This is a genomic window from Synechococcus sp. UW140 (assembly GCF_900474295.1).
Lineage (GTDB): Bacteria > Cyanobacteriota > Cyanobacteriia > PCC-6307 > Cyanobiaceae > Synechococcus_C.
The window spans coordinates 29,549-41,569 of the sequence record NZ_UCOB01000007.1 but is presented as its reverse complement, the minus strand read 5'-3'; the positions used below and the strand labels follow the sequence as shown (position 1 = coordinate 41,569).

Here is a 12,021-nt window from a genome sequence, read left to right as displayed (position 1 = left end):
CAGCCGCCAGCATCAACAGATGGGCGGATCGTATCGATTGCATCCGACCTGGGCCAGCCGAACGTTCGCCGAATGACAATCAATCAGGACTGACCAGCATGTGCAGCTGGAAGCTTCGACTCCTCTGAGCTGTGATCAAAGAAACTGAGCCGCAACTTCAACTGGGTTAGGGCAAGCACCGTTGCCGCCTCAGCATTGGCATCCGTAGGAGTATCGAGCGCCTGAAGCGACAGATCACTGGGATGCACAAGCAACGTCATAGCCTCCATGCGGCGCAGAAACGCCTGGAGGGAGCCGTATGCACCCTTGACCTTGAGCAACACACTCGTTTTTCTATAGCCGAGAGAGGTGAGTGGGTCGTCAGAGGCCGCCACCTGGTTCGCTCCACTGGAGCGAGTTCGAGGCGTGCGATTGCCAGACCCCGACGACGGAGTCGCCAATGTGGGTTCGTATAGCTCGATCACCACTCCCGTGGAAGACGCCTCCCGGCTGAGCTGGGCCAAGAAGGTCTGAATCCGTTCCCGCCCAGCGATCAGGTCCACGAGCAGGGCCTGTTGCTCCTCCTCCTCCCGGGTATGGGTCTGAGCCTTCACAAGTTGCCGCTGCAAGCCGGGCAAGGCTCCCTGCTTCCGGCGCAGCTCCTCAAGTCGCTGCTGCTGCTGCTGCAGGCGTCCGAAGCGAGGCCAACCATCCACGCCCACCAGCACCAGGATCACCACCAGCACAACCAGTAACGGGGATCCCACCAGCACGCGCTCACGGGTGAAACGCCGCTGCCAAGCCGGCCGTTCGGGGCTGAGGTTGGTCACAGTGCTACTCCTTCCAGCTCCAGCAACCGCAAACGCGCGGCCATCCCCTTCGCACCAAGCGCCTCTAACTCGGCCAAGGTTGGCTGAACAGTGAGATCAAGCCCCCATCTGAGGCTGAAGCTCACATCCGAGCCATCCCCGTTGTCAGCCCGTGTGATCTTCACCACCTTCACTCCGTCATCCTTCGTGGCAGGCAGGGCGGCCATGGCCAATATCAGGGAGTTCACCCGCTCCAGCGGGCCGGGTTCCCCCCCTGCCTGCACGACACCACTGACACTGATCGCATCACCGTTCACGCTCAGATCCTGAAGCTGGATCCCCTGAGGGGTGATCCGGCGCAACTGCTCCAGCAGCGCTGACCCGGAACGCACCGCCACCAGTTGCTGGGCAATCTGCCTGTTGTCCTTCGCAAGGCTGGTCGACCGTGCCTTCAGCCGGCGCAGCTTTGCCTCGGTGGCCATCACCGTCTGCTCCACAGGCAGCAAGGCTTCCAGCTGTTGGCCCTGATAGCTCTCCCACCAACCCATCAACCCCAGTCCGAGGAATGCGAGCAGCAGCACGCCACCACCCCACGAAGCACCCTGGAGAAGCAAACTGCGGCTTTCCCGGACCAGCGGAGTGGCCGGTGGCAAACCCAACTCAGGCCGTCGCTCCGCCAGCAGATCCAGCCTGTCTCTCCCCTCTAGAGCCAGAGCCATCAGCGGGTTTTCTGTAGGAACAACACCAGCATTCACTCCCTGGGGGAAGCCCAACACCGGCCCTGCCGCCATCGCCTCCAGCCAAGCCAACCACTGCTCCCGGTCCTGGGGGAGAGCCGTAATCCACCAGGTGCGCTCCGACTGCGCCTGAGCTTGCGCAGGGCGATGATCACCATCCCAGGCCAAAAGCATGGCCTTCAGTTCAGCCTCAAGCGCCTCAGCCTTGGGCAAGTCTGGCGCAAGCGCAACGTCGCCAAGCCAGCGGTCCAACTCCGGGACCCCATGGCGCAGCAGCAACACCCTCCAGCCACCACGGCTGCGGATCAGCCAAATCAGTTCGTCAGGCAGCTGATCACAGGAGTCGACCAGGCCACTCCAGGCGGAGGCCAGCAACCAGTCGACCCGATGCAGGCGCAGATCGGCTGCTTCGGCCACATCCACCCAGGCCTGCAGCATCAAGCGCTGGGTTCCCACCAGCAATCGCATCGCTGGCGCGCCAACAGGCGTCAACAGCGCCAAATAGGCATCATCCAAACTGAAGGGCCAATCCAGCCTGGGCTGCAAACGGCGCAGTGTGGATGCATCCAGCAGCGTCAGATCTGCATCACCATCACCCTGCAGCAAACGCCACTGACAGGCCTGAAGCGGCAGCAGCAATTCCAGATCCACCCCAGGCATGGACAGGCCACTATCCAGCAGTAAATCGGCACACAGTTCGCCTAAGGCCTGACGCTGCATCGGCAGGCCATCACGGCAGAGATCTGCCGGCAACTGCTCACAACGCCATTGACGCTGGCCATCTTTCACCCACGAGAGGGTGAGACTGTCGCCCTCCACCGCCATCACCACCCTTTGGCGTGGCGTCAAAGCATGGGAAAGCACATCCACACGCCTGAGCGCTGGTACACGATCCAGAAGGTCAGCCAGCTCCAAGCACGGGATTCAGCCCTACGTGAAGGGTATCGATCATTGCCAGGGCACGCCGCTGCCCACCGCATCACTGAGATTGCGGAAGCCATGGCGATCCAACTGAAGGCTCAAGCCCTCCAAAATCCGCGAGACCAGATCAGGCCCCTGAAAAATCCAGCCTGTATAAAGCTGAATCAGAGAGGCGCCAGCTGTGATTCGTTCCCAGGCCACCTCGGGCGAATCAATGCCACCCACTCCGATCAACGGCAGCGAAGGACCGGCACTGGCCCTGAGGCGACGCATCACCTCCAGAGCGCGATAGCGCAGAGGCGCCCCACTCAAACCACCGGCCTCTGCGGCCAAAGTTTGTCCGGTCTGGGGCATGATCCGATCCTCCAGGCCAAGGCGGTCAAGGCTGGTATTCACGGCAATGATCCCCGCCAGCCCTTCCTCATAGGCCAGTCGCGCAATGGCATCGATGGCGTCATCCTCCAGGTCTGGCGCAATCTTCACCAACAGGGGCGGGCAAGCCTGAAGACGCCGTAACCGCTCCACCAGCCGTCGCAACTGAGCAGAGTCCTGCAGGTCTCGGAGCCCGGGAGTATTCGGGGAGCTGACGTTGATTACGGCGTAATCAGCCATCGGCGCCAGCAACTCGAGAGAGGAGGCGTAGTCGTCGGGAGCGAGCTCAAGGCTGGTGATCTTCGACTTGCCCAGATTGATTCCCAACACTGCGGGACGCTGCCCCGGAGGCGGCAGAGCTTGGCGTTCCAGGGTCCGCAGCATCGCTGCAGCACCATCGTTGTTGAAGCCCATGCGATTCAGGGCTGCCTGTTCCTGCGCCAACCGGAACAAGCGAGGGCGGGGATTTCCAGGCTGGGCATGCCAGGTCACGGTGCCCACCTCGGCAAAACCGAAGCCAAAACGATCCCAGATTCCTGCTGCGACTCCGTTCTTATCGAATCCAGCTGCCAGACCGACTGGATTGCAGAAACGACAGCCAAACAACACCTGCTCCAGGCGTAGATCCCGACGTTGCAGCTCGGAGGAGACGCCATCAAGCAGCGTGGAGATGCCGGGCCAGTTCCGGCGCAGGCTGGCCTGACCCAAAGCGGTCAGCGCCGTTCGGCTGAGCTGCTCAGCATCCAAGCCCTCATCGTTGGCCAACACTGGGCCCAACCAACGTTGATAAAAGCCTCCGGCCGACATCGGGGCTGCTACTCCGCTGGCCATTGGCGACGGTTGAACCATCCCGTCCTCATCCCGACTGCTTTGATCCTGCCGCGCCACGGTGCAGCCGCCATCGCATTCCCTCCTCGACTGGCTGCAGCTCCCAATCACGCCAACGCCAAGCCTCCTTCTTCTGTTCGAGCCTGGCCAGCGGCTGTTCCACAAGCTGGGCCAGTTCAATCGGCGTGAGCGAATAGCCACCGGCCGCTAAACGGTCGGCCAGTTCCATCCGGCTCAGAAGCCTGACAAGGGCTGGGGGGGCAGGGTCCTGCTCATTGACATCGGCTGGAGACACAGCGGTCTCAGCCGCTGGCTTCACCACTCCAGCCTTCGTGGACACCGGCGACTGACCGCGCGAAAAAGCAACCGCAATCTGGTCAACCCTCTCATTGTCGGGATCACCGCTATGCCCCTTCACATAAGCCAGAGGCACATCATCCAGGCGGGCTGCATCGAGAGCCTTCCAGAGGTCCTGATTGAGCACGGGCTTACCCGCTGCAGTTTTCCATCCCTTCCGTTTCCAGCCCTTCATCCAGGAGCTCAGTCCATCAATCAAATACTTACTGTCCGTGCGCAGTCTGAGGTCGGGATGGCGGGGCAGCTCCTGCAGACGCTCCAGCACAGCTAACGCCGCCTGTAGCTCCATCCTGTTGTTGGTGGTCGCCGGAGCAAAGCCACCAAACTCTTCAACGCTGCCGTCTTCAAAGCGCAGCAGTGCGCCCCAGCCTCCAGGCCCAGGGTTGCCACTGCAAGCCCCATCGGTGGCTGCCGCAATCACCCGTCCGCGGCCCTCAACCATTGGTTTCTCCGCGCCAAATTCGGTAGAACACAGATTCCTTCCCCCGCGGGCCCAACGCAATGCCGCGAACCTACCCCGACAAGCGGAGCCGGCAGCCCCTTGGAGCAGGGAGAGCTGCAGCTGTTGTGGCCGCCGTCGGCCTGACGTCGGCTGGCATCCCGCTTGCAGCCGCCAGCTTGTTTGACAGCCAACCGCTCGATGAACAACGGTTCGCGGTCTTGGCCAGGGCTGTGGGTCAGGACCGCTGGAAACTGCTGGTTCTGGAGCAAATTAAAACCCGGCCGCTGTGTTGGGAAAAACGCAGCGATGGACTGGTGAACCCTGCGCTCAACGGATTTGATTTCACCGGCATCTGCAGCCGATACCTCGATAGCAACGGCTATTCGCTGCGCACGGGCGGCAGCGACATGGATTCAGGCTTCCGCCTACGGGTCGAAACTAACCGGCGGGGGCTTGTGCTCACCGCCTTCGATCCCAATCGCGCGGTGCCGATCGTGGTGGCCCGCTCCGAACAAGGGCAACGGAAGCGGGATGCCTTCGTCGAGCTGAAGCTCGAACCGGGCTGGAGCCTGGAACGCCGGGCCTACAAAGGGCGCACCCTCAGCCATGTGTATTTCGCCCACGCCGAACCGACTGCCACGCTGCTGGCCAAGGCTGGACAACGGCCATCCAGCAGCCGAGCCAACACCATGGGGATTAGGGCACCACTCCCGCCACAGCTGGCCTCTCACAACACCAACCGGCTCGGGAAGGGGCCGATCCGATTACAGGTGATTCCCTTCAGCCCCTGAGTCCAGAACAGGACCAACTGGACAGTTGCAAGAGCGCCACCCCAGGCGACGCAGATCAGGGCCCAGCATCTACAAAACAGATGTGTGAGGAGTGTTGAGCGCCTCTGCAGGGTCGAAACAAGGCCAGACGCCTGCCATGCGCCTCCCTGATGGACTCCGCCTTCGGCGGAGTTTTTTATGCGCCGTCGCGGAGCAAACATCAAAAAACCGGCTCCCCCCTGAGGGAGAACCGGTTCAGACAGCAAATGGTGCAGCCGGAGCGAACTCCGACCGAATGATCACTTGAGGGTGACCTTGCCACCTGCTTCTTCGATGGCCTTCTTGACGGCTTCGGCGTCGTCCTTGGACACGCCTTCCTTGATGGCCTTTGGAGCAGCCTCGACCATGGCCTTGGCATCGCCCAGGCCCAGTCCGGTGGCTTCGCGCACAGCCTTGAGGACCTTGATCTTGGCCGAAGCATCAAAGCTTTCCAGCACAACATCAAATTCGGTCTTCTCTTCGGCGGCTTCGCCACCAGCACCACCAGCGGCGCCAGGGGCTGCCATCACCACACCGGCAGATGCGGCAGCGGAAACACCAAAGGCCTCTTCAATCTGCTTGACCAGCTCGGAAGCTTCAAGCAGAGAAAGAGACTTCAGTGATTCGAGGATTTCGTCGGTTTTTGCAGACATGGTTGGGAATCAGCAACAGATCAAAAAAACAGTCGGGTCGAAGACGATCAGCTGTCGCCGGATTCGGCGTGCTGCTTGAGCGCCCGAGCGAGACCGGAGGGAACCTCGTTGATACCAACAGCCACCTTGGTGGCCACTGCGTTGACGGCACCGGCAATCTGGGCCATAAGCACTTCCTTGGAAGGAAGATCGCCAATGGCTTTGATCTCGTCCTGAGAAAGGAGTTTGCCTTCGAAAAGGCCGCCTTTCGTCTCGGATTTCTTGGTGTCTTTCTGGAAGGACTGAACAGCCTTCACGGCACCACCAACATCGCCCTTAACGAGAATGAAGGCGTTGGTGCCCGACAGCAGGGACGTGAGATCCGACCAAGCACTGTCACCATCAATAGCCCGGCGCATCAAGGTGTTTTTGGTCACCTTGCAAACACCATTGCTGGCCTGCAGACGGGTCCGCAGATCAGACATCTCTTTGATGGAAAGACCCTGGTAATCCAGGACCAGTGCCATTTCGGCCTCGCCAAGGAGCTGCTTGAGCTCTTCGACGATCTGTTGCTTGCTCTCCAGCGTGCGGCCCATAGGAATTGGATCGGATCGGGGGAACAAGCTGGGCACGCAGCCGATGCAATTCACGAAGGAATCGAGGCCGCGTGCCGATCCAATCCCAGAGGGAGAAAAATCGTTGCGTTGTCCTCGGCAGGGCTTATATCAATCGATTGAAGACAGGTCTTCAATCAAAACAATTACCTGCTGTCTTTGGCCGGGCGCGTGCCCGTCTGGCTTTCGCCAGTTCCCTAACCTACAACAAAGCCCCCACCAAGGTGGAGGCTTTGCCTTCTGAACGACGCGACGCAGGGATCACTCGTCCTGAGCGATGTCCTGCAAGGCCGTGACATCCACTTCCACAGAGGGACCCATGGTCGAGGTCACGTAAAGGCTCTTCCAGTAACGACCTTTGGCGCCCGAGGGCTTGTTGCGGTCGATCGTTTCCTGCAGGGTCTTGAGATTATTCAGCAGGGCTTCGGCAGAGAAGCTTGCCTTGCCGAAACGCACGTGAACAATGCCAGTGCGATCGGCACGGAATTCAAGTTTGCCGGCCTTGAATTCCTTGATCGCCGAAGCCAGATCAGTCGTGACGGTGCCAGCCTTGGGGTTCGGCATCAGGCCACGGGGACCAAGCACACGACCCAACTTGGCCACCTTGGGCATCATGTCGGGGGTGGCAATCAGCAGGTCGAAATCCATCTCGCCCTTGGCGATGGTCTCCACCAGATCATCATCGCCGGCGAGCTCGGCACCAGCGGCCTTGGCCTCGGCCACCTTCTCACCACGAGAAATCACCGCAATGCGCACGGTCTGACCCGTGCCTTCAGGCAAAGCAACGGTGGTGCGGAGCTGCTGATCGGTGTACTTGGGATCAATGCCAAGGCGCGCATGCGCTTCGATCGTTTCGTCGAATTTGGCGTTGGCGTTGTCCTTGACGATCTTGATCGCGTCAAGAGGTTCATAGGCACGGTCCTCGATCTTGCCGACGAGGCTGGCCAGACGCTTAGAGAGTTTGGGCATGACAGGTACGGGGTGCAGGCGACCGGAAAGGTCTCCCCCAATGAGGTGAACGGAATGCGGAAAACGCTGAAACGCTGAAACGCTGAACGCGTTAGTCACTGATGGCGACGCCCATGTTGCGGGCGGTGCCTTCAATGATGCGCATGGCCGACTCAACGCTGGTGCAGTTGAGATCGGGCAGCTTGGTCTTGGCGATTTCCTCGAGCTGGGCGCGGTTGATGGAACCAACACTTCCCTTGGCGGACTCACCGGAACCTTTGGGGATTCCAGCGGCTTTGGTGATCAGCACCGACGCCGGAGGCGTCTTGGTGATGAAGGTGAAGCTGCGGTCTTCAAAGACCGAGATCTCCACCGGAATCACGAACCCGGCCTTGTCCTGCGTGCGGGCGTTGTATTCCTTGCAGAACGCCATGATGTTGACCCCGTGCTGACCGAGGGCAGGGCCCACGGGTGGTGCAGGGTTGGCTTTGCCGGCCTGAAGGGCCAGCTTGATCACAGCTACGACTTTCTTGGCCATCGGCTAGCGGGGTTGGACATCTGCGGATCACCTGACCCTCGGGGCAGGTGCGGCGAGGTGGTGAACCACCTCAGAGGCCGCCCTCCGCAGGGAGACGGCCGCCGCTGGATCAGCCTTGTTTGCTGACCTGGGAAAACTCGAGTTCGACCGGGGTTTCCCGGCCAAAAATTGAAAGCAAGGCCTTGAGCTTGCTGCGCTCGCCAGAGACCTCGATCACTTCGCCTTGGAAATCCTTAAAGGGCCCGGCTGTCACGAGGATTTGGTCACCTTCGGTGAGATCAACCTTGACCACAGTCTTCTTCTCAGCCGCCCGCTTGAAGATGCGATCCACCTCCGAACGACTGAGAGGTCTGGGCTTGATATGGCCACGGGCCTTACCGGTGGCACGACGATCCTCCGCCCCGACGAAATTGATCACGTTGGGGGTGCTTCGTACCGCCATCATCGTGTCCTCATCCAGAACCATGCGGACCAGCACGTAACCGGGGAACACCTTCTCCTCGGTGGACTGACGGCTGCCGTCTTTCTTGATCTTGACCGCGGGCGTTTCGGGAATCTCGATCTCAAGGATGCGGTTGCTGACGCCGAGAGTGACAGCCCGCTGCTCCAGGGTGGCCTTCACCTTCTTCTCACAACTGGACGCCACTTGCACCGCATACCAGCGGGCAATCGCTGTGCGAGCAACCGAAGCCGTACCGACTTCACCCTCGTTGGGGGCTGGTAGTTCGAGCACATCAGCGCTCTGATCAGTGAGGTCGACGTCAGACACGGGCGAAGGAGAAGTAAAAACTGAAAGACGAGAACAACAGATCACGACCGGAATTGCCGCTGATCAACGAAAGACCTGAGAGGCCGACCAATCGAAGAAACGACTCACTGATGCAATCGCAGCAGCCGACAGACTCACCATCAAGATCACAGCGACCGATTCGCTGAACAGCTGCTGACGGGTGGGCCAGACCACGAGTTTGAGCTCTTCCAAAGTGGCGGCAACAAACCCTCCCTTCCGGCTATCGCCAGAGGGAGCCTGAGGCTTGGTCGCTGCTGTGTCCTCGGAGGTGGGGGTGGTCACGGATCCTCGGCCGGTGCTGACGCCGGTACCAAAGGCACCTGCCGGCAAACAGACACCATACCGGATGCCTTTCTCGTCAAGAGTCCGCAGCGAATCGGAAGGGATCTGCCGACGTCTCCCCTGCACTGACACGCACCGTCTTGGCTCCAGTGAAACGCTCCTCCAGCAGTTCAGTGGCCAGAGGGTTCTCCAGATGGCGCCTCAGCACGCGACGCAGGGGACGCGCTCCGTATTCGGGCTCATGTCCAAGTTCCGCCAGAGCCCTCACCACCGGAGGATCAACCTGCAGGGCCAGCCCCTGCTCCGCCATCAGCAGCGAGAGGTCTTCCAACTGGAGGCGCACGATCCGCTCCAGATCATCGACCCCCAAAGGTCGGAAGCGGATCACTTCATCAATACGGTTGAGAAACTCCGGCCGGAACTGACGGCCGATAGCGTCATCCACCTGCCCAGCAAGGGCCCGCTCCAGGGCTTCCACATCCGAGCCCTCCTGCTGCACCTGGCGGGCCGTATCGAGAATGGCGCGGCTGGCCAGGTTGCTGGTCATCACCACAACGGTGTGGCGGAAATCAACCGTTCGGCCCTGGGAATCGGTGAGGCGACCATCATCCAGCACCTGCAGCAACACATTGAACACATCCGGATGGGCCTTCTCCACCTCATCCAGCAATAAAAGGGCATAGGGCCGGCGACGCACCGCCTCCGTGAGCTGCCCACCCTCCTCGTAGCCCACATAGCCAGGGGGAGCACCTAGCAGGCGCGCCACAGCATTGCGCTCCATGAATTCGCTCATGTCCAAACGAACCAGAGCCTCGTCCTCGTCAAACAAGAGAGCACCCAACGCCTTGGCCAACTCCGTCTTGCCCACACCTGTGGGGCCCAGGAACAGAAAAGAACCCACGGGTCGACGCGGATCCTTCATCCCAGCCCGGGCACGGCGGATGGCAGCGGCGACCGCCTGCACAGCTTCTGGCTGACCAATCACCCGTTCTCCGAGGTGAACATCAAGATCGAGCAGCTTCTGGCGCTCACCCGCCATCAACCTTTGCACCGGGATGCCGGTCCAGCGGGCAACCACGTCGGCGATATCGCCAGCCTCAACCTGCTCACGCAGCAGAGCCGTACCGGCCGCCTGGGCCTCGGCCAGAGCCTGCTCGAGATCGTGGCGCCGCTGCTGCACGCGATGCAACTGGTCATATTCCAGTCGAGCAGCCTCCTCGAAGTCACTGATGCGTTCGGCTTCCGCCATCGCATGCCGCAAGTCTTCATCGTCCTGCAACAACTGCCGCAGTTCCGCAAGCTGGTCCCGTTCAGCCTGCCAACGATCCCGCAGGTTCTCCAAGTGGCTGGATGCTTCAAGCCTGGACCGCTGCAGCTGCACCCTTTCCGATTCCGGCGCCTGCTCCGCGGCAAGTAACGACAACTCCACGCGTCGCAACTCCGCTTCCGCATCCTCCACAACCTGGGGCTTGGAGGTCACATCCATTTTCAACTGAGCAGCCGCTTCATCAATGAGGTCGATGGCTTTATCAGGAAGGCAACGGTCGCTGATGTAGCGATCAGCCAAGCGGATGGATGCCACCACCGCCTCGTCGGTAATGGTGACCCCGTGGTGCAGCTCATAGCGTTCCTTAAGACCGCGGAGGATCTCCACGCTCAGCTCGAGGGAGGGTTCCAGGATTGGAACCTGCTGAAAGCGACGATGCAGAGCGGGATCCTTCTCAACCGTGCGGCGGTAGTCCTCTGGTGTTGTGGCGGCGATGCAACGCAAATCCCCCCGCGCCAGAGCCGGCTTGAGCAAGCTGCCGGCATCAGCACTGGTTCGGTCGCTACTCACCACTGTGTGCAGCTCATCGATGAAGAGCACCACCCCAGCATCGGGATCACTCACCTCGGCCAGCACAGCGCGGAGGCGTTCCTCGAACTGACCGCGAAACTTGGCTCCGGCGATCAAAGCGCCCACATCAAGAGCAACCAGCCGAAGACCCTGTAAAGACTCCGGCACCTCGCCGGCAATCATCCGCTGGGCCAGCAACTCAGCGATGGCTGTTTTGCCGACACCAGGGGCACCGATCAGCACCGGATTGTTCTTGCCGCGACGGGAGAGGACCTTGATCAGGCGACGGATCTCGGTGTCACGACCGATCACCGGATCGAGCTTGCCTTCAGACGCGGCAGCGGTGAGATCTCGGCCGTAAAGGGCAAGCGCCGTGGCGTCTGCCTCAGACGTCTGATCGGCCAAAAGTGGATCGGCGGGCGGTGTTGAGTCCAGCGGCGCCACAGAGCTCACAGGGGCGCTGCGACTGCTGCGCCGACGGGGCATGGCAGGGGCGGCTGCTGACGGGCTAGTGGACTGGGACCCTGAGGAGGGGGCAGGAGAACGGCGCACAGAGCTCTCTGCAGCAGTGGACTGCATGGGAGGAGGTGACGGGAAAGGTGTCAGTGCCTCGTCTTTCGCTGCAACAGCGGTGCGCTGTGCCGGACGCCATTGACGCACCTCGGCCTCAAGACGGTCTGCCGGCAGACCCTGTCGTTCGAGCAGATCAGCACCAACACGAGGATCACGCCCCATCGCGATCAACAGATGGGACACCTCAATCAGGCGGGAGCCCCAGAGACCACGACAGCGATCGGCCTCTTCCAACAACTCCTCGAGATCCTCACCGATGAACAATTCATCGCCGCGGGCCATCGGCTGCTCAGCCAGAAAGCCCTCCAACCGATCAAGCAGTTCTTCGCAATCGAGGCTGAGGCCATCCACCAGCTCGCTGTACTGGCGATCGCTGAACAACACCTGGAGCAAATGCTCCACATCAAGCTCACCGTGACGCCAACGGCGGGCGAGATCCTGCCCGGCCAGAAGAAGCTCCCAGGCGTCATCACTGAAGCGATCAGGCTCAGCCGTGAGACTGGCGGGAGGTTCAACGCTGGAGCGGGCCGAAGAGGTCATGGCGGGCTGAACC

Annotated in this window: 12 protein-coding genes; 1 reads left to right on the top strand and 11 read right to left on the bottom strand. The window is 61.0% G+C overall.

All coding sequences use genetic code 11. The annotated features are described in order from the left end of the window. Nucleotides 1–83: 83 nt before the first annotated feature. The 4 genes from DXY10_RS03010 to rnhA are packed head-to-tail and all read right to left on the bottom strand — an operon-like array spanning nt 84 to nt 4,445. On the bottom strand, nt 84–809 hold the full coding sequence (locus DXY10_RS03010; RefSeq protein ID WP_115016082.1) for a hypothetical protein: 726 nt from the start codon (nt 807–809) through the stop codon (nt 84–86). Beyond that, a complete protein-coding gene (locus DXY10_RS14795) occupies nt 806–2,440 on the bottom strand; it encodes a PilN domain-containing protein (protein ID WP_244281904.1) in 1,635 nt (544 codons plus the stop codon). The genes DXY10_RS03010 and DXY10_RS14795 overlap by 4 nt, the downstream gene beginning before the upstream one ends. A 33-nt stretch (nt 2,441–2,473) precedes the next feature. Beyond that, nucleotides 2,474–3,667: a quinone-dependent dihydroorotate dehydrogenase gene (locus DXY10_RS03000; protein WP_115016081.1), complete on the bottom strand. Its 1,194-nt coding sequence runs from the start codon at nt 3,665–3,667 to the stop codon at nt 2,474–2,476. Between the two features lie 7 nt (nt 3,668–3,674). Then, the gene (gene rnhA / locus DXY10_RS02995; RefSeq protein ID WP_115016080.1) at nt 3,675–4,445 is read right to left on the bottom strand and encodes a ribonuclease HI; all 771 of its coding nucleotides are present in this window, start codon (nt 4,443–4,445) and stop codon (nt 3,675–3,677) included. 59 nt (nt 4,446–4,504) lie between these two features. Between rnhA and DXY10_RS02990 the strand changes: the two genes are divergently transcribed. Next, on the top strand, nt 4,505–5,236 hold the full coding sequence (locus tag DXY10_RS02990) for a DUF3747 domain-containing protein (RefSeq protein WP_115016078.1): 732 nt from the start codon (nt 4,505–4,507) through the stop codon (nt 5,234–5,236). Between the two features lie 278 nt (nt 5,237–5,514). On the opposite strand, the gene rplL is transcribed toward DXY10_RS02990, so the two are convergent. The 7 genes from rplL to DXY10_RS02955 form a co-directional block, all read right to left on the bottom strand. Further along, nucleotides 5,515–5,907 (bottom strand): 50S ribosomal protein L7/L12, encoded by a 393-nt coding sequence (gene rplL, locus DXY10_RS02985; protein WP_115016076.1) that lies wholly within the window; start codon nt 5,905–5,907, stop codon nt 5,515–5,517. Between the two features lie 47 nt (nt 5,908–5,954). After that, nucleotides 5,955–6,482: a 50S ribosomal protein L10 gene (gene rplJ / locus DXY10_RS02980; protein ID WP_115016074.1), complete on the bottom strand. Its 528-nt coding sequence runs from the start codon at nt 6,480–6,482 to the stop codon at nt 5,955–5,957. A gap of 279 nt (nt 6,483–6,761) precedes the next feature. Continuing rightward, the gene (rplA, locus tag DXY10_RS02975; RefSeq protein ID WP_115016072.1) at nt 6,762–7,469 is read right to left on the bottom strand and encodes a 50S ribosomal protein L1; all 708 of its coding nucleotides are present in this window, start codon (nt 7,467–7,469) and stop codon (nt 6,762–6,764) included. Nucleotides 7,470–7,560: 91 nt separating this feature from the next. After that, nucleotides 7,561–7,986, bottom strand: a complete 426-nt coding sequence (gene rplK, locus DXY10_RS02970; protein WP_115016070.1) for a 50S ribosomal protein L11 — start codon at nt 7,984–7,986, stop codon at nt 7,561–7,563. 109 nt (nt 7,987–8,095) lie between these two features. Continuing rightward, entirely contained in the window at nt 8,096–8,755 is a 660-nt protein-coding gene (gene nusG, locus DXY10_RS02965) for a transcription termination/antitermination protein NusG (protein WP_115016069.1), read from the bottom strand. Between the two features lie 63 nt (nt 8,756–8,818). Continuing rightward, a complete protein-coding gene (gene secE / locus DXY10_RS02960) occupies nt 8,819–9,058 on the bottom strand; it encodes a preprotein translocase subunit SecE (RefSeq protein WP_115016143.1) in 240 nt (79 codons plus the stop codon). A 76-nt stretch (nt 9,059–9,134) separates the two neighbouring features. Beyond that, entirely contained in the window at nt 9,135–12,008 is a 2,874-nt protein-coding gene (locus DXY10_RS02955; RefSeq protein ID WP_115016067.1) for an ATP-dependent Clp protease ATP-binding subunit, read from the bottom strand. Between the last annotated feature and the right edge of the window lie 13 nt (nt 12,009–12,021).

Excerpts from the sequence above, each read along its gene's own strand:
- DXY10_RS02955 (WP_115016067.1), bottom strand. The coding sequence starts at position 12,008 with ATGACCTCTTCGGCCCGCTCCAGCGTTGAACCTCCCGCCAGTCTCACG.
- rplL (WP_115016076.1), bottom strand. The coding sequence starts at position 5,907 with ATGTCTGCAAAAACCGACGAAATCCTCGAATCACTGAAGTCTCTTTCT.
- rplK (WP_115016070.1), bottom strand. The coding sequence starts at position 7,986 with ATGGCCAAGAAAGTCGTAGCTGTGATCAAGCTGGCCCTTCAGGCCGGC.
- rplJ (WP_115016074.1), bottom strand. The coding sequence starts at position 6,482 with ATGGGCCGCACGCTGGAGAGCAAGCAACAGATCGTCGAAGAGCTCAAG.
- DXY10_RS02990 (WP_115016078.1), top strand. The coding sequence starts at position 4,505 with ATGCCGCGAACCTACCCCGACAAGCGGAGCCGGCAGCCCCTTGGAGCA.
- rnhA (WP_115016080.1), bottom strand. The coding sequence starts at position 4,445 with ATGGTTGAGGGCCGCGGACGGGTGATTGCGGCAGCCACCGATGGGGCT.
- DXY10_RS03000 (WP_115016081.1), bottom strand. The coding sequence starts at position 3,667 with ATGGTTCAACCGTCGCCAATGGCCAGCGGAGTAGCAGCCCCGATGTCG.
- rplA (WP_115016072.1), bottom strand. The coding sequence starts at position 7,469 with ATGCCCAAACTCTCTAAGCGTCTGGCCAGCCTCGTCGGCAAGATCGAG.